The 17,513-nt window shown below is 67.8% G+C and carries 10 protein-coding genes and 4 pseudogenes; 9 read left to right on the forward strand and 5 right to left on the reverse strand.

Annotation, left to right across the window (positions count from 1 at the left end; all coding sequences use genetic code 11):
- Positions 1 to 134 precede the first annotated feature (134 nt).
- Positions 135 to 974, forward strand: coding sequence for a hypothetical protein (locus CFW40_RS29475; RefSeq protein WP_176956352.1), 840 nt, complete (start codon positions 135 to 137; stop codon positions 972 to 974).
- Here CFW40_RS29475 and CFW40_RS29480 read toward each other — a convergent pair.
- Positions 962 to 1,768, reverse strand: a complete 807-nt coding sequence (locus tag CFW40_RS29480; RefSeq protein WP_088800850.1) for an aldo/keto reductase — start codon at positions 1,766 to 1,768, stop codon at positions 962 to 964. The genes CFW40_RS29475 and CFW40_RS29480 overlap by 13 nt on opposite strands.
- A 365-nt stretch (positions 1,769 to 2,133) precedes the next feature.
- Here CFW40_RS29480 and CFW40_RS29490 point away from each other — a divergent pair.
- From CFW40_RS29490 to CFW40_RS29500, 3 genes and pseudogenes are all read left to right on the forward strand, one after another.
- Positions 2,134 to 2,223, forward strand: a pseudogene (locus CFW40_RS29490) (3-oxoadipate enol-lactone hydrolase); the annotation flags it as partial.
- A gap of 341 nt (positions 2,224 to 2,564) precedes the next feature.
- Positions 2,565 to 3,267: pseudogene (locus tag CFW40_RS29495) on the forward strand (transposase).
- A gap of 119 nt (positions 3,268 to 3,386) precedes the next feature.
- Positions 3,387 to 3,779, forward strand: a complete 393-nt coding sequence (locus CFW40_RS29500) for a pyridoxamine 5'-phosphate oxidase family protein (RefSeq protein ID WP_218136819.1) — start codon at positions 3,387 to 3,389, stop codon at positions 3,777 to 3,779.
- A gap of 21 nt (positions 3,780 to 3,800) precedes the next feature.
- On the opposite strand, the gene CFW40_RS29505 is transcribed toward CFW40_RS29500, so the two are convergent.
- A protein-coding gene (locus CFW40_RS29505; RefSeq protein WP_088800852.1) for an IS5 family transposase occupies positions 3,801 to 4,609 on the reverse strand; the annotation gives its coding sequence in 2 pieces (ribosomal slippage) (positions 3,801 to 4,259 and positions 4,262 to 4,609; 807 coding nt in all).
- 1,108 nt (positions 4,610 to 5,717) lie between these two features.
- Between CFW40_RS29505 and CFW40_RS38755 the strand changes: the two genes are divergently transcribed.
- On the forward strand, positions 5,718 to 7,232 hold the full coding sequence (locus CFW40_RS38755) for an ice-binding family protein (protein WP_088798484.1): 1,515 nt from the start codon (positions 5,718 to 5,720) through the stop codon (positions 7,230 to 7,232).
- Between the two features lie 970 nt (positions 7,233 to 8,202).
- Here the strand turns inward: CFW40_RS38755 and CFW40_RS29520 are convergent.
- Positions 8,203 to 9,400: pseudogene (locus tag CFW40_RS29520) on the reverse strand (IS110 family transposase); the annotation flags it as partial.
- A gap of 239 nt (positions 9,401 to 9,639) precedes the next feature.
- On the opposite strand from CFW40_RS29520, the pseudogene CFW40_RS29525 reads away from it, so the two are divergent.
- From CFW40_RS29525 to CFW40_RS29530, 3 genes and pseudogenes are all read left to right on the forward strand, one after another.
- Positions 9,640 to 10,107 (forward strand): annotated as a pseudogene (locus tag CFW40_RS29525) (IS5 family transposase); the annotation flags it as partial.
- A gap of 357 nt (positions 10,108 to 10,464) precedes the next feature.
- Positions 10,465 to 10,794, forward strand: a complete 330-nt coding sequence (locus CFW40_RS38395; protein WP_256332130.1) for a YncE family protein — start codon at positions 10,465 to 10,467, stop codon at positions 10,792 to 10,794.
- Complete coding sequence (locus CFW40_RS29530) at positions 10,757 to 11,893, forward strand: IPT/TIG domain-containing protein (RefSeq protein ID WP_256331215.1); 1,137 nt, start codon at positions 10,757 to 10,759, stop codon at positions 11,891 to 11,893. The genes CFW40_RS38395 and CFW40_RS29530 overlap by 38 nt, the downstream gene beginning before the upstream one ends.
- 868 nt (positions 11,894 to 12,761) lie before the next feature.
- Here the strand turns inward: CFW40_RS29530 and CFW40_RS39015 are convergent.
- Positions 12,762 to 13,340, reverse strand: coding sequence for an asparagine synthase-related protein (locus CFW40_RS39015; RefSeq protein ID WP_371127996.1), 579 nt, complete (start codon positions 13,338 to 13,340; stop codon positions 12,762 to 12,764).
- A gap of 207 nt (positions 13,341 to 13,547) precedes the next feature.
- Between CFW40_RS39015 and CFW40_RS38760 the strand changes: the two genes are divergently transcribed.
- Positions 13,548 to 14,864 (forward strand): ice-binding family protein, encoded by a 1,317-nt coding sequence (locus CFW40_RS38760; protein WP_306427444.1) that lies wholly within the window; start codon positions 13,548 to 13,550, stop codon positions 14,862 to 14,864.
- 581 nt (positions 14,865 to 15,445) lie between these two features.
- On the opposite strand, the gene CFW40_RS29545 is transcribed toward CFW40_RS38760, so the two are convergent.
- The gene (locus CFW40_RS29545) at positions 15,446 to 17,398 is read right to left on the reverse strand and encodes an IPT/TIG domain-containing protein (RefSeq protein WP_256332131.1); all 1,953 of its coding nucleotides are present in this window, start codon (positions 17,396 to 17,398) and stop codon (positions 15,446 to 15,448) included.
- Between the last annotated feature and the right edge of the window lie 115 nt (positions 17,399 to 17,513).

A 17,513-nucleotide genomic window follows, 5' to 3' on the forward strand; every position in this document is an offset into this window, starting at 1 on the left:
CCAATGCAGCCCCCGCCGGGCGACTGCAGTAACCCACCTGCAGGGCCGGGGCTGCCAACGCACAGCTTGTTGACGCAGTCCTACGACGTCTGAAGGGCGGACTGCTGTGGCTGGGGCTTGGTACGTTCTGGCGTATGACGCTGCGTTCGGTGGATCTGCGCAAAGAGCCTGTGGAAGTCGTACTGGATCGTGCGGAGCGAATGCTGGGGGTGTGCCTCGATCGCGAGACTGTGGTGCGTAAGCGGCGGTCTGTGGGGGCGCGTACGGACCGCGATACGTGGGTGCGCATCGAGCGGCGTGGGCTCGACCGGATCGGGGTTCAGGGCGGGGATGGCACCGCGTCCGCGGAGGCCCTGCGAGGGATCGCCAAGCCGGCCTGGATCGCCGGTGTTGTGTGGCGGGACGAGGCGGAGCCGGTGATGTGGCGGGGGGACGAGACGGCACTGCTGCCGGGTGCACCAGTGGGGAGCGCCGTGGTGGCACAGGACCCGCATCTGTCCGAGGAGTGGTGGGCTTCGCTGAATGCTTCGCTGGAGGCCCTCGCCGCGCAGCACACGAACCGGATCGCGACACCGGATACCGAGACGCTCACGCAGGAACTGGTCACGCGAACGATCCACCGTGTCTTTCCCGGCGTCGATACGGCGGTGGCCGATTGGCGTCCGGCCCATGCGGATCTCAACTGGGCGAATGTGACGGCGCCGGTGTTCTGCGTGTTCGACTGGGAGGACTGGGGCATGGCCCCGCGCGGTCTGGATGCGGCAAATCTGTGGGGGTCCTCCCTTGCTGTCCCGGCTCTGGCCGACCGCGTCCGCAGAGAGCGGTGCAACGATCTGGCGAGCCGGGACGGCAAGCTGATGACGCTGTTCGTCTCCGCGAAGATCCTCGGCCCCTACTCTGATCCCGAGGACCCCCGCCTGGTCTCTGCACGGAAGACGGCGGAGCAGTTGCTGCAGGAGCTTCAGGCAGGCTGACGGGCTTTGAGGAGTTGCCGGTACTCCCTCACCACGTTCTCGTCGACCTCGTACGACAGGGCTCCGGTCAGCTCGCGCAGGTGGTCGACGTTGTCCGTGCCGACCGCGACCGCGTCAACCCGGGGCAGGCCGTAGGAGGAGTGGAACGCGGCCTGGGCCTTCGTGACTGAAGCGGATCCTTGCAGGAAGACCCGTGGATCGAACCGCGCCCACACCTCCTGGGCCGTACTTCCGCCGAAGGGGCTCATCCCCCAGACCTGCGACGGCCGCCACCGCCTTGCCAGGGCCTCCGCTGCTTCGAGGACGTCGACCCCGACCAGTAGTCCCGCCCGGACCATGAGGACATCAGGGCGCGGCACGTCGAGGTCCACGAGCGGGCGCGGATCCCAGGTCGAGACGCCCCAGGAACCGCAGAGCCCCGCTCGCGCAGTGTCGGCAAGGGCCGCGCACGCCGGCCCGAGCCTCCCGATGTCGGATGCTGAGTGCTCCGGGTTGTGGAGGAACACCAGATCAGGCTCGCGCCCGAGGTCCTTGGCTACCTGCTCGACGGCGATCTGCAGTCGGGCGGGATCGAGGCTGTGGCCCTCGGGGAAGAATCCCACCTTGGTGGAGACCGAGAAGTTCGCCAGCAGGTCGCCAGCCGATCTCTTCAGGACCTCGTGGGAGCGATGGCGAAGATAGTTGGATGCGGTGTCGATGCGTCCTATACCGAGGTCGGCGGCTGCTTCGAGTAGGCCACGGGCGTGACCAGACCGGTGTAGCCCGAGGACGATTCTTCCGTCAGCGGTTCGCACAGCCCCTCCGTGATCAGCAGGTCGGCCAGAGTGGTGATGTCCTCGCTTGCGCCGTCGAGGTAGACGGGGTGGCCGGTGAGATCTGAGAGCGCGTAGGGGGTAAGTGAGACATCTGCACACCCTGCAAGGCTGCCTTGATGGGACAGAAGGCGCCCCGGTCCTGATCACGAGCAAGGCACCGGCGTCCGGCCCGGCGGATCATGGTGAGCTACGACGAGCCGAGTCATCCGGTTGTCCACGTCGTCTAGGCGGTAGAGGCCCTGACCTGCGCAAACTTCGCTTCGGTCGTGGCCGGCGGGCGCACTCCGACGGCTCTTCCTGACCCGGGCGTCAGGACGGCGTCAAAGAGCCGGTAGCGTGGCCGGGTGAGTGAGAAGACCCTGCAGCACCGGATTGATGGTCCCGACGACGCCCCCGTACTCGTCCTCGGCGCCGCGCTGGGTACCACATGGCACAGGTCGTAACCCGTGTCCTGGGCCGTCCAGCCGAACCAGGGAATGGCTCCCAAGGCCGTGTCGGAGCCCTGAGTCCGGGGGCGCCCACACAGTCTGTGAGACGCGTGTGAGAGCACGTGAGACGAGAAGCCCCGCCGGCTGCTCAATCGCACTGCGGAATCGTCGAGTGCCCGAACCAGTCGTTGGAGATCGCTTAGGGGTGGTAGTCCGGCGCGGCGCAAGACCCTGTGGAAGGGGCAGACGGACCGTACGGTGCGAGGGTGGCTCCGCGGCATCCCCCGTTCGCGGAGCCACACTTAGACATCATTTCAGTTGGCGTGATCTTGCGGCAGGCTGGGGTGATGACTGCCGCGCATGTCGAGCGGATGGCGCCGGAAGACCTGTGGACGTTGTTCCAACGGGTGGTGCCGTCGGCGCCGGTCCGCCCTCAGGGTGGAGGGGCACCGGCGGCGAGGGGACCGCGAGGTGCTGGCCGCGATCATCTTCGTGGCTACCTCAGGCTGCACCTGGAATCAACTGCCACCAGGCTTCGGGCTGTCGGGCGTGACGGCCTTCCGCCGGTTCACCGAGTGGACCGAGGTCAGGGTGTGAGCCAAACTTAATCGCCTGGTCCTGGATGAACTCGGTTCCCGGGGTGAGCTGGACTGGTCGCGGTGCGCGATCGACTCGGTCAGCGTCCGGGCCCTCAAAGGGGGCAGATGACGGGACCGAATCCGACCGACCGTGGCAAGAAGGGATCGAAAATCCATCTCATCGTCGGGCCCTCGACGCCAGCGGCCCGGCAAGCTGCACGGTGACAAGGGCTACGACTACCGGCACCTGCGGCGATGGCTCGCTTCCCGCGGCATCCGGCACCGCCTTGCCCGCAAGGGCATCGAGTCGTCCCAGCGGCTGGGCCCGCACCGCTGGGTGGTGGAACGGACCATGTCCTGGCTGTCCGGCTGCCGCCGCCTGCACCGCCGCTACGAGCGCAAGCCGGAACACTTCCTTGCCTTCACAGCCATCGCCGCGACCCTCATATGTCACCGCCGACTAGCCAAGTGAAATGACGTCTACAGTAAGAGGTCGTTTCTTTTGGCTCGAGAGACCTACGCCGATGGTCTGACGCACTGCCCGATGCGTTTCGTTACGTCTGCTGGTCCGGTAGTGGAGTGAGTAATCTTGTGAACGAGCCAGGGCCAGCCGTCCGTCTGCGCTTGGCCGAGGAAAAGAACGTCTGGCTGTGCACCGTGCGTCCGGATGGCTCTGCCCACGTCACGCCTGTCTGGTTCGTCTACCAGAGCTCCCGGTGGTGGATCGGTTCGGATCACAGCTCCGTCAAGGTCAAAAACATCGGCAAGGAGCCCCGCGTCTCCCTGGCTTTGGAGGATGGCCGGTTCCCGGTCGTCGCCGAAGGCGACGCATCACTGATTCGTGATCGGTTCCCTCATGAGGTCGTAACCGCGTTCGAGCGGAAATATGGTTGGGATGTATCCGCACCCATGCGTCCCGGAAGCAGGCGAGTGCTGCTGGAAGTCCGTGTGCGTCGGTGGCTGTTGGCTGGCACGGCCCAGTGACGGCTGTGGCAACAGTCGACCTCAAGCCATGAGTCGACGGTGACAGATGAGGGCTGCGGCGATGCCGACGAAGGCGAGGAAGTGTTCGGCCTTTCGTTCGTAGCGTCGGTGGAGGCGGCGGCAGCCGGCGAGCCAGGACACCGTTCTCTCGACCACCCAGCGGTGGCGGCCCAGCCGCGTGGAGGACTCGATGCCTTTGCGGGCGATGCGATGACGGATGCCTCTTTTGCGGAGCCATAGGCGCAGGTGGTCGTAGTCGTAGCCCTTGTCGGCGTGGAGCTTGGCCGAACGTCGGCGGCGCGGTCCGCGTCGGGAGCGGATAGGTGGAATGCCGCGCACAAGCGGTTTGAGTCCGAGGCTGTCGTGCATGTTGGCGCCGGAGATGCCCAGCGACAGAGGTAGACCGTTCCGGTCCGTGATCAGGTGGATCTTTGATCCGTTCTTGCCGCGGTCGGTCGGATTCGGTCCGGTCAGTGGCCCCCTTTTGCGGCCCTGAGGCTGACGGAGTCGATCGCGCAGCGCGACCAGTCCAGCTCGCCGCGGGCGCCGAGCTCGTCGAGGATGACCCGGTGGAGCCGGGCCCAGACCCGGCCCTGGCTCCACCGGGCGAAGCGCCGGTAGACCGTCGGCCAGGCCGGGCCGAACACCGGGGGCAACTGCCGCCAGGTGCACCCCGAGGTGGCTACGAAGATGATCGCCGCCAGGCATTCGCGGTCACCCGCCCGTCGTCGGCCGCCGCCCTGCGGACGTATGACCTCCGTCGGCGGAACCACTCGCCGGAACAACGTCCATAACTCATCCGGCACCAACAGCTCAATCAGATCAGTCATCCACGGCTCAACGAACGATCACACCAAAGGAAACGGCGTCTAAGGGCGGAGCACCGATGGTGGCCGCAGTGCGCCGACTCGGCGTGCCCTCGCTCGCCTCGGTACCGACGTCCACGAGATCTTCCCTGTCCAGTGCCGCCTGACCGGACGCAGCAGTCGGCCGAGGTCGGGAGTGGCGGCCGCCTACGTCCTTACCGGCTCGGCCCGAGCTCATCGCCGGACTCACCGCTAGCGGTGTCACACGCCTCGGCTACCTCGCTTGTCTGTGCTGGCCGTGGGTTTGCGCCGCTGTCAAGGCGTGAGTTCACGCTTGGTCCGCGGCAGCAGCGGTCCTGGGTAAGCGCTGCGCCATTCGGGCGAATCCGGGTCCTCCCTCTTTCCGGGGCTCGCCGGTGACGCCTTAATAGCAGTAGTGAGTCCGGAGGTCGCCCATCCTTTTTCGGGGACTCATGATCCGCCGGTTGACCGGTAGCGGTCAGCGGCACTACCTGATGGGTGCTCCTTGGACGGCTGGCCGGTTGCCCCCGGCAGCGGTTGGCTGACTACCAGTCAGCCTTAGGGCCCCGAACCAGATCCACGCAGACTTAGATCGCGAGGGCTCATCATGGGCAAGGGCTTTCAGCTGAAAGGGCATCAACTGCTCTGAGCCGGGGAGCGGAAATCAGCTCACGCTGTCGACTCCGCTGATCCGACCGTACCGGTGGATCCCCTCTCACACCGGGCTTCACGGGCCGCCAGCACGCCCAAGTGACCGGCTCGGTCGACAACTCCGCCGGCCTCCAGGCGCGCCCCGTGCTCCATCAAGCCTTGAGGCCGGACAGCCTCGGCGTCGGCCGCAGGCGACGGTCCGGCAACCGCCATGCTCCGCTGCGGCATAGCTCTGTGAGCACGCGGCGCGGACCGCCGACGTCTGACTGTGCTGGTCAGGCAGCTGTGGCGAGTCAAGACCACGCTCGATCGAGGCCCTCAGATGCTTCCCGGCGCGCAGCGGACGGCACAGATCGACCCGTGCCCCAGGCGCCGGTCGCAGCGGTGCAGCGCACTGCTCTCGCAACGTTACAGGGCGGCATTAGGGCTGCCCCAGAACCCTTGGAAAGGAAAATCCACGATGGCAACAACCGTACCTCTGGGCACCGCCGCTACCTACGGGGTGCTCGCCAACACGGCGATCACCAACACCGGCCCCACCGTGGTCGCCGGCGACCTCGGAGTGAGCCCCGCCGGTGCGGTGACCGGCTTTCCTCCCGGAACGGTCACCGGAACCATCCACCTGAACGACGCCGCCGCGGCGCAGGCCCAGGCCGACCTGCTGACCGGGTACGCCAACGCGTTGGTACAGCCGGTCACGGCCACTGTCCCGACGGAACTCGGCGGGACCACCCTGACCCCCGGCGTGTACAACTCCGCCTCCGGCACGTTCGGCCTCAACGGGACACTGACCCTGGACGCTCAGGGCAACCCCAACGCCGTCTTCATCTTCAAGACGACCACCACGCTCATCACGGGAGCCACCGGCAACGTCAACCTCATCAACCAGGCAAAGTCCGCCAACGTCTTCTGGCAGGTCGGCAGCTCCGCGACACTCGGCGCCGGCTCCACCCTGAGGGGCAGCATCCTCGCCTTCACCTCGATCACCGCCACGACCGGTGCCATCGTGGACGGCCGGCTGCTGGCCCTCGGCGCCGCCGTCACGCTTGACTCGAACGCGGTCACCGTGCCGCCCCTGTCCACCTGCTCGGTGGTGGTCCAGCCGGTGGCCGGGCCGGTGGTCGTCGGGCAGCCGACCCCCGTATCCGCTCTGGTGACCTGCAACGGTCTGCCGGTCTCGGGTGCCTCGGTCACCTTCAACGGAGGTGCGGTCCCGGTGACCGCCACCACCAACGCGGCGGGCATCGCCACCGGGTCGCTGACCTTCAACACCGCCGGGCCCGCCACCATCACTGCCACTGTCACCGCGGCCGGCTCCGGGTGTGCCTGCACCGGCGTCGTCTCCGCGCCCCTCCCCATCACCGTCACTCCGCAGCCGTCCTGCCTGGTGGTGGTCCAGCCGGTGGCCGGGCCGGTGGTCGTCGGGCAGCCGACCTCCGTATCCGCTCTGGTGACCTGCAACGGTCTGCCGGTCCCGGGTGCCTCGGTCACCTTCAACGGAGGTGCGGTCCCGGTAACCGCCACCACCAACGCGGCCGGTATCGCCACCGGGTCGCTGACCTTCAACACCGCCGGGGCCGCCACCATCACTGCCACCGTCACCGCGGCCGGCACTGCCTGCACGTGCACCGGCGTCGTCTCCGCGCCCCTCCCCATCACCGTCACCCCGCAGACGGGCCCGCTGAGCGTGTCGCCCGCCTGCTGGCACGTCAACCTGCCCATCCCGATTCCGAGCCTGTTCGTGGCGACGCTGACGGCCACCCTCACGCCGGCGCAAGCGGGAGTCACGGTCACCTTCTACGTCTCCGGCCTGCCGGTGGGCACCGCGGTGACCAACGCCAACGGCATCGCCACGCTCAACGCCGGCCTGTCCATCCTGCAGATCAGCGCCAGCAGCTACACGGCGACCGCCACCGTCGGCGGCGTCCCGGTCCAGGCGACCAACACCCTGAAGCCCTGCTTCCCGCCAGTGTGAACCGCCGGTGCCCGATCCGCCGGGGCAGCGTGACGGGTCCTGTCGCGGTACTCGCGAAGGAAGGTCTGATCCACGCAGTGCAGACCCTGGCCTGACGGCCTTCCGGTAAGCGGCCTGCCCCCAAGGGCTGTCGCTCAAGGGCTGTCCCCCGTCGTGCAAGGACGGGGGACAACCCGACTCGAACTCACCGGTGAACCATGGGACCACGCCCGTCGGCAGGACGGAGAGGGGGGCGGAACACCCCGGATGCCGGTGGTGCGTGGACGACTCACAGGTGAGGACCGGGGCCGGTGTTTGGCTCCGGCAGCGGCCCCGGAACAGCCGTGCTGCTCTCGCAGCCCCAAGGCCGCGCGTGGAGCCGCCAGGTGGCCGGTCAGACACATGCTTCAGCAGCATTCCGGGGACCGTCTTACCCGCGCCCCTGGGTGACAGGCGCGATACGGCCTCGCGCGCGTTGGAGAGGATGCTCGCGCCGGCGCCGAACGGGCCGGGACTCTTGAGAACGCCCCCGACGCGGTTATGGACCGGATCGGGGGCCGGGGGCGGCGGCCGTGTCAGAACTCGGTGTACTCACGCATGGCCGTGAGGAACACGGTTGTGTCCGCTCGTGCCGGGCCAAGTCCCCGACGGACCCGGGTGCTCTGCTCGATCACGAACGCTCGCTGCTCTGCGGGGAGATGGTCCAGCACCGTCCGGTGCGGGCTGCGTCGAGGCGGGTGCGGAAGCCTGCCCAGTACCGGCATTCCGTGACGGGCCAGTTCGGTATCCACCATGGAGTCGAAGTCGTCCGGACCGCGCTCCTCGTGTGGGCAGTGAAGGAGTAGGCCCGATGGGCACGTCGGCGAAGGGGACCCTCGCCAGGCGACTGTGCAGCCAGGCCATCGCGGACTCAGCGGGAGTGAGAGTGATGGTGCGGCGCTGCAGTTCCCCGGCTCGCACTGTGGTGCTCTTGGTCGCCTCGGGAAAGTGCTGCCTGTGACGATGAGGGTGGTTCGTAGAAGGTGCCGTCGCGGAGCATGGCGAAGAGGACGTCGATGCGACGGCGGCGAGACAGACGAGGGCGGCGACGTGGTGCTTTCCCTCGCGTCGCTTCTTGTCGTAGTAGGCACGTGAGTCCGGCTGCGAGAGAGAGGCGAACGCGGCAAGGTAAAAGGCTCGCTTGAGCTGCTTGTTGCCACGCCGGGCTGGGTGCTCGCTGCGGATGGAGGAGCCGGATCGGCGGGTGGCGGGTGCGAGTCCGGCGTAGGCGGCCAGGTGGCCTGCGGTGGCGAAGCCGCTGCCGTCACCGACGTCGATGAGGATACGGGCTGCGGTCCTGACCCCGATGCCTGGCATGGAGGTCAGGACCGGTGAAAGAGGGTGCGCCTCCAGCAGTTGTTCGATCCTGGTGGCGAGGAGTTTGCGCTGGTCGAGCACGGCGGTGAGTGAGGCGGCCAGGCTGGGGACGATCAACGCCGCAGCGTCGGTGCCGGGAACGAGGACGGTTTGTTCGTCGAGTGCGTCGAAGATGTCCTCGACGAGCCGTTCGGCCACGCGCGGTGCCTTCGGCCGCAATATGGATACCAGTCGTCGCCTGCCGGCCTTCGTATCTGGGCTGGTGAGCCATAGCGTTCGAGCAGGAACAGGACGGCTGGGTGATCCAGGCGGGGGCCCAGAACTCGCTCGAGCGAGGGATGGATCTGGGTTAGCAGTCCGCGCAGGCGGTTCTTGGTGCGGGTGACCTCGCCGGCCAGGTCGTCATCGAACCCGACGAGCATGTGCAGCTCGGCGACGGTCTCGTCGTCTGGGGCCAAGTCCCGAAGGGTGTGCGGCATGGTTCGGGCGGCATCGGCGATGATGGCTGCGTCGCGAGCGTCGGTCTTGGCCTCACCGGGGTACAGGTCGGCGATCCGCCGCATGGTCAGCCCTGGCAGATAGGCGACACGGCAGCCGACGTCGCGGGCAACAGCCAGCGGTAGGGCCCCGATCGAGGCCGGCTGGTCCACCACGACCAGCACCGTTCCATGCCTGGCCTGCAGTTTCTCGAACAGCTCACGCAATCGCGGTTCACTGTTGGGCAGCGGCTTGTCGAGCACTTTCTTGCCCGCCGGAGTCAGGGCGGTGCCGTGATGCTCGCCCTTGCCGACGTCCAGACCGAGGTAGACATCGATCCTGTCCTCGCTGCCCACGCACCCCTCCCCAGCAGATTCCTTCCCGGCCTCATCTGCGGCACCAGCGTGCCGGCATCCACGTTACGAAGGCCTGCTTCACCCCGAAAAACTCGGCGAGCGGTCATGCCCCTGATCAGCGGTCTGCCGATGCCTCCGGAGCCGGTGACACCACTTTTTCGACCATGATCGACAAGGGGCGGAAGTCATGCCGGACCCGGAGACCGGGAACCCCATTGCGGGGCCACGAAAACGGTAACGGGGGCGAACGTGCAGGTCCGAGCCCCGTGGACCGGGGTAAGCCCGGTTCCAAGATGCACGTTCTGTCCGATGCGGACGGACTGCCCCTACGCGTCGGCCTCTCCGCAGCCAACACCCACGACAGCCTCGCGTTGAAGCCGATGTTGTCCCACTTCCACATTGGACACGAATTCCATGCAGCCGATTCCAAGCCCATGCGTCTTCATGCCGACAAGGCCTACGACATTCCTCACCCGCGGCGATGGCCCTGGGGCAAACGCATTGGCGTCCGCATCGCCCGCAAGGGCATCGACTCAAGTGAACGACTCGGCCGCCGCCGATGGGTCATCGAACGCACCATGTCCTGGCTGACCGGCTACCGCCGCCTCAACCACCGATACGAGCGCAAACCAGGCAACTACCTGGCCTTTCTCGGGCTTGTAGCAGCATTCTGCTGCTACAAGCGGCTCCTCGAACTGACCATGTAGGACACGGTCTAAGGGCCTTCTGACGTGGCGAGGTGTCCGATGGTTTGCTATGGAGAGTGGACGGTGGGGTGGGCTGTGGGAGATCGCATGTCCGTTGCTGTCGCCGGCCAAGGTGAGGCTGCAAGAGAGACAGCGGCAGCACGGCGATAGGTCTAACGGGTGAAATTCTGTCGATCTCTTGTGGCGCAACGTGCGGTGGTGGGTTACTGCTGTTATCCGCGTTTCGGGCCGCCCATTCGGGTGTGTATTTGACCGGTGCCGGTCTGGGGCCGGTCGCCTGCTCGCTGTTGGCCCATGCGGTGGAGCAGACATTTCCGTGTGCGGGGGAAAGGTCCTCCGCCGACCTGAGGGAGTGTCATGTTCACCTTGACATCGCCATCGCCGCAGGCCGCTCAGGCGCGCGCTGCCGGGTTCGCCGCCTCGTTCGCGGCGGGGGTCTCCATTCCCGTGGGTGACACGCCCCAGGGAATCGCCCTGACGCCGAGTGGGGCCCGCGCATATGTAGCCAACCGGGGCTCGAACACGGTCAGTGTGATCGACACCGCCACGAACACCGTCACCGCCACCGTCCCCGTGGGGGATGCGCCGATCGGCGTGCATCACCCCGGACGGGACGCGCGTCTACGTCGCGTGTCTCGCCTCGAACGCGGTGAGCGTGATCGACACCGCCACGAACACCACCAATGACACGATCCCCGTCGGTATCCTCCCCATCCTGCTGACGGTCGCCCCCGACGGGGCGCATGTCTACGTCACGAACGTCGGCGACTCCACGGTGAGTGTGATCGACACCGCTGCCAACACCGTCACCGCCACCATCGGCGTCAGCGCCCAGCCACGTTTGACGACGGTGAGCCCGGACGGCAAGCATGCCTACGTGGCGAATGCCGAGCCGGACACGGTGAGTGTGATCGACACCGCCACGAACGCCGTCGTCGAGAACATCGACTTCGGGGACGGACCCACCGTCATTGCGTTCGCCCCCGACGGCACACACGCCTACGTGACCAACTCCGTCGCGGGCACCGTCGGTGTCCTGGCCACGACCGTGATTCCCGACCAGGGCTCCACAGCCGGCGGCGCCACCGTGACGCTCACCGGCCACCACCTGGCCAACGCCACCGCCGTGCGCTTCGGCACCGCTCAGGGCGTCATCACCGCCAACACGGACACCTCGCTGACCGCCATCACCCCCGCGGGGTCCGGCGCCGTCCCCGTGACGGTCACCACCGCGGGCGGCACCGGCACCCTCGGACAGTTCTACCACCGGCCGGTCCCCGTCCTCACCGGTATCAGCCCCGCCGCGGGTCCCCTCGCAGGCAGCGACCAGGAGATCGTCATCACCGGCCGCAACCTCGACGGAGCCATCGATGTGTACTTCGGTCCCACCCGAGCCGTCATCCAAAGGGTCTCCGACACCCAACTCACCGTCAGGGCCGCGGCGGCTGCGGCGGCAGGCGGGGTCACCGTCACCGTGGTCACCCCCGGCGGCCGTGCCGAAGGCCTGTCCTACACCTACGTCGACCCGCCTACCGTCACCGGCGTCAGCCCCACCTCGGGACCGACCACCGGTGGCACCTCGGTGACCATCACCGGCACCGGCCTGGCCGCCACCGACCAGGTCACCTTCAACGGCACCCCGGCACCCTTCGCGGTCCTCTCCGACACCACCGTGACCGCCACCTCCCCGCCCAGCGGCACCGAAGGCACCTTCGACGTCACCGTCACCGGCCCCGGCGGCAACGCCACCGGATCGTTCACCTACGTCTCCGCACCCGATATCTGACCCACCGAGGCGTACGACTGGGGCGGTGAACAGGCCAGGTGCCCGGGCGGGGGTCGTCACGCTCCCCGCCCGGGCACCTGGAGCGTACGGCCATGTCAGCGGCCTGCCAGGGCCGCGTCCACCGTGTTCTCGTCGTCGGCCCGGGGCTCGAAGCGGGCGAAGAAGTCGTCCAGGGCCTCGGGGGGGGACGGTCAGCGCGTTGGCCTCGCCGACGGGCTGATTGCGTTGGTCAAGCCGCCGCAGCAGCTCGGACTTCTCAACGGGCAGGTACACCAGCAGCGGGCGCCCGCCGGCGGCCTGAACGGTCTTCTTCCACGTGTCGCGATCCTCGCGCAGCCACAAGCTGCGGGAACCAGGCAAACCACCTGGCCTTTCTCGCTTTGGCGGCCGCCCTCTGCTGCTACAAACGACTCCTCGAACTGACCATGTAGGACACGGTCTAAGGCAGTTCTGCTTGTGCCAGTCGAGACGGTGGGAAACTCCCGAACTGCGTTCTCATCGCGCGCTGAGGCCGACTGCTCGAGCAGAAGATCGGCGGCTTCCAGGCGCCGAAGTAGGTGGCAACCGCCCGGCCCTCACCGGACCGGCCGGAGCGGAGGCGGAAGCCCGCCGCGCCGGGTTCGCCCGCCACGGCGCCTTCGACGGCCCAGGCCGTCACCGACGAAGCCCGGCTGCGCCGCATCGTCGCGCTCGCCACGACCCGCACCTGTACCCGGGGGCTTTCCTCATCTGCGTCTACACCCCGACCGCGCCCTGTGCCGGAATTCGGCCTACCATGCCGACCAGCCGGTCATGGCCGACTGCCAGCCCCTAGCCCGTCGCAACACCGCACTCACACCCTCTGACCACCGGGCCTTGACCGGCCACCTCACCCAGCCGGAAGAGGCACTCGGGCTCGCTTGTCCAGGTCGGCAGCGGCCCCGCGCAGTGTGCGGCCCAGCGAGGTCGGGTTGACCATCCCGAGGCCAGCGAGGTGGCCGTCGGCCAGCGTTTGAGGGTCGGGCAGGTTGGCGCGCAGGCCGACGTAGTGATCGGCGTCGAAGCTGCCCTTGGTGGTGCGGGCTGCCGCGGCGGGCGGGAGCAGACTCGTCATGGTCTGGCTCAGCAGTGGCTTGTAGGCGAAGAGAGGCGGGCGCTGGTCGAGCGGCGTCCTCAGCACGGTGGCCAACACCGTGGGGTCGAGGAACGGGTTGTGCAAGCCGATGCCGCGGGCGGCCGCCGGCTCGGCATCGGCTGCTGCTGTGCGGGCGACCTCGCGGATTCGCCCCCCAGGGTTCGCACGGAAGCACCCAGGCCTGGCAACGTGTCCGGCGCAGAGACGGCCTGGTGCGCCGCTTGGACCAGGAGCGGCGGGCTGCCGGCTCGGCGAACGGCAGGCCAGGGAACCAGTGGACGCACCCGTGATCGTTGGCTGCGCCTGACGGGCCTTACCTCGCGAGCCTACGATGCTGCTGGGCCCGCGGGTGGTGCGCCGGTGGTGGCCGTTTGGCGCGAGGCACTGAAAGCGCCTCCATTGCGGGCCGGATGGGGGCCTTGGGCATTGACGCTGGGTGTCACCAGTGAGCTACTTGGTGTATTCGCGCCGCTGTGTCGTCGAAGGAGGCGCTGATTCGATACACGCCCCGTCCGTCGGCGATGCACTCAGGGAGCCCCTATGCCAGTCTCGCCGAACCAAGGATCCACCGGTGGGGGCGACGCAGTGACCCTCACCGGCAGCCACTTCACCGGCACCACCGCCGTGCGCTACGGCTCCCGCCAGGCTACGAGCTTCACGGTCGTCAGCGACACCACGACTGACACCATCACCCCCTCCGGTCACGGCGCCGTTCCGGTCTCCGTAACAACCGCCGGCGGAACGGGGGTTGTCGGCACCTTCTACTACCTGCCGCCGCCCTCCTTCCGCATCGAACCGCCTCCCGCGGGCCCTCTGGGAGGGGGCAATACGGTGGTCTTCACCGGCCTCGGCCTCTACACCACGAGCGAGGTCAGATTCGGTACACAGGCCGCCGTGTTCACCGTCGACTCGGACGGCCAGCTCACCGTGACCGTCCCAGCGGCGGCCTCCGCGGGGCCGGTAGGGGTCACCGTGACCACCAGGGGCGGAATCGCCAGCGGAGTCACCTATACCTATCTCAACCCGCCTTCCCTCACGGCCGTCACCCTCGACTCGGGACCGGTGGACGGCGGCAATCTCGTCGTCATCACCGGGACCGCCTTCTCCTACACCACCGGCGTCACCTTCGACGGCACACCCGCCCTCTCCTTCCGGGTCGCCTCCGACACCGAGATCGACGCCGTGGTACCGGCCGGAACGCTCGGCTCGGCGGACGTCACCGTCACCACCCTTGGTGGCACCACCACCGCTGCGGACGCCTACACGTATCTGGGACGCTTCGCGGTCCTGGGCGGAGCGTCGGTCACCAACACCGGTCTCTCGATCGTCACCGGAGATCTCGGGGTAAGCCCGGGAGTTTCCATCACCGGATTCCCGCCCGGCCAGGTCAACGGAAGTATCCATAACTCGGACGCCGCCGCCGTCGCAGCTCATGCCGACCTGATCACGACGTACAATGACGCCGTCGGCCAGATCCCGGACGCCGGCATCACCGGAGACCTCGGCGGCCAGACACTGCCCCCCGGCGTCTACAACGCCGCCTCTTCCATCGGGCTTACCGGCACGCTCACGCTGGATGCCCAGGGCGACCGCAACGCCGAATGGATCTTCCAAATCGGATCGACCCTGACGACGGCAACCGCGAGCCACGTGCTCCTCATCAACGGCGCCACGGCCAGGAACGTCATCTGGCTGATCGGTAGTTCAGCCACTCTGGGCACTGACACCGACTTTGCAGGAAGGGTCCTGGCCCAGATTTCGATCACCGTGAACGCCGGCGTGACGGTCAACGGCCAGGTCCTGGCCATCAACGGCTCTGTAACTCTCGACACCAACAGAATCACTCGCCCGTGGTGAAGGAGCCACACGCCGCGGGACCGGGGCGTGCACCCGTTTCGCGCCCGTATCCGGACGTGTCCCGCTCACCCTCGAGGCCATCCAGGACCTCCCGAACTGCGAGCCGCGGCCTACCTGCGCTACCTCCTGATGGACACCGGCAACATCCCGCGCATCGACCGCGCACCGGTGCTCTTCGAACGGTGGCCGGCCGAGCGTCTCGCCTCGATCGATGACCCCGAACACAAGTGGCTCCCACAGCACTTCGCGCACATCGCCCGTTCAAGGCTGACAGTCATCGATCGAAGAGTCTGGGCGACGGGACGATCAATGCGGCCGCGAAGCGCTGCGACCCACCGCGATGGGACAACTTCGGCACGGATTATGGAGTTTCGTCATGGTCCAGCGACAGCTCAAAGGGGCCGCGCGGCTACGCGACCCCTCAGGTGGACACGCGGAACGTGCCGTTGTGACGGAATGCTCTGGGGCCGTTTACCGGGTGCTCTGACACCAGAGTGCTTGGTCCGAAGCGGCTAACTGATGGCCTCAGAATGAGGCCCATGCCTCCCCGCCAGTCCATAACCATAAGCTGACGCGGCGCATCAGATCCCTGGTGAGCCGACTCGCGTGTAGGTCTTCGGGGCGCTGGTGCCGCCGGGCGTGGTGACGGTGACAGTGACCGACCCGGCGGCTCCGGGCAGGGTGTCGACGACAATGTGGCTGTCGGAGACGACCGTGAACCCGGCAGGCGCGCCGCCAACGAGCACCGTGGTCGCCTGGGCGAGGTTGGTGCCGGTGAGGGTGAAGGTGATGCCACCGGAGGCGGGCCCCTGACTTGGGATCAGAGTCGTGACAACGGGTGCCGGCAGGTAGGTGTAGGAGGCCGCGTTGCTCGTCCCGCCGGCGGTACTGACGGTGACATCGGTCAGACCCGCGGCTCCCGCAGGAACCACAGCCGTGATCTGGGTGTCCGAGACCACCGTGAACGCTGACGCTGCGGTGGTACCGAAGCGCACCGCGGTGGCCTCGATGAGGTGGACACCGGTGAGGGTAACGGTGTTCCCGCCCGAGAGCGGGCCCGAGGGCGGGGCGACGCCGGTGAGGACCGGGGTGCTGACGTAGAAGTAGGCGCTCGGGAGGGTGCTGGTGCCGCCCGGGGTGGTGACGGTGACACCGATCGGACCTGCGGTGGCCGCAGGGACCACGGCGGTGATCTGGGTCGGGGAGACGACCGTGAAGGAAGTTGCCGGGGTGGCGCCGAAGGTGACCGCGGTGGCTCCGGTGAGGTTGGCGCCGGTGAGGGTGACGGTGTTCCCGCCCGAGGTGGGGCCCTGGGTGGGGCTGACGCCGCTCAGGATGGGAGCCGCGGAGTAGGTGTAGGAGATCCCGTTGCTGGTGCCGCCCGAGGTCGTGACGGTGACCGGTACGGTGCCGGTCCCGGCAGGGGCGACGGCAGTGATGTGGGTGTCGGAGACCACGGTGAAGGAGGCTGCGGGCGTGGCACCGAACCGCACCGCGCTGGCAGTGGCCAGCCCCGTGCCGGTGAGGGTGACTGTTGTGCCGCCGGCTGTCGGGCCCGATGTGGGGGTCACCGAGGTCAGGGTGGGCACGGGAGCTGTCGTGTAGGTGAATGGCACACCGTTACTCGTTCCTCCGGGTCCCGTCACGGTGACCTGCACCGTGCCGGATCCTGCAGGAGCTGTCGCTGTGATCTGTGTGGCGGAGTTGACCACGAACGACGCCGGTGTGGTGCCGAACTGTACCGCGGTCGCGCCTGTGAACCCCGTGCCGGTGAGTGTGACTGCTGTGCCGCCGGCTGTCGGGCCCGATGTGGGGGTCACCGAGGTCAGGGTGGGCACGGGAGCTGTCGTGTAGGTGAATGGCACACCGTTACTCGTTCCTCCGGGTCCCGTCACGGTGACCTGCACCGTGCCGGATCCTGCAGGAGCTGTCGCCGTGATCTGTGTGGCGGAGTTGACCACAAACGACGCCGGTGTGGTGCCGAACCGTACCGCGGTCGCGCCTGTGAACCCCGTGCCGGTGAGTGTGACTGCTGTGCCGCCGGCTGTCGGGCCCGATGTGGGGGTCACCGAGGTCAGGGTGGGCACGGGAGCTGTCGTGTAGGTGAATGGCACACCGTTACTCGTTCCTCCGGGTCCCGTCACGGTGACCTGCACCGTGCCGGATCCTGCAGGAGCTGTCGCCGTGATCTGTGTGGCGGAGTTGACCACGAACGATGCCGGCGTGGTGCCGAACCGTACCGCGGTCGCGCCTGTGAACCCCGTGCCGGTGAGTGTGACTGCTGTGCCGCCGGCCGTCGGGCCCGATGTGGGGGTCACCGATGAGAGGACCGGCGCGGGCGTGGTGACGTAGGTGTAGGTGACGAATTGGTTGCTGGTGCCGATCGGGGTGGTGACGGTGACCTGCACTGTGCCGGTCCCGAGTGGGGTGGTGGCGGTGATCTGTGTGTCGGAGACGACGGTGAACGAGGGCGCCTGTGTGGCGCCGAATCGGACTGCTGTGGCGCCGGTGAAGCCGGTGCCGGTGACCGTCACGGTGGTACCACCCGCGGTGGAACCCGAGGTGGGTGAGACGGAAATGACGGCGGGCGTGGCTGCGGCAAGGGCCTGCGCGGCGGAAGCGGTTGGCGAATGTGCTGAGCTATTCACG

Source organism: Streptomyces sp. 2114.4 (assembly GCF_900187385.1).
Lineage (GTDB): Bacteria > Actinomycetota > Actinomycetes > Streptomycetales > Streptomycetaceae > Streptomyces > Streptomyces mooreae.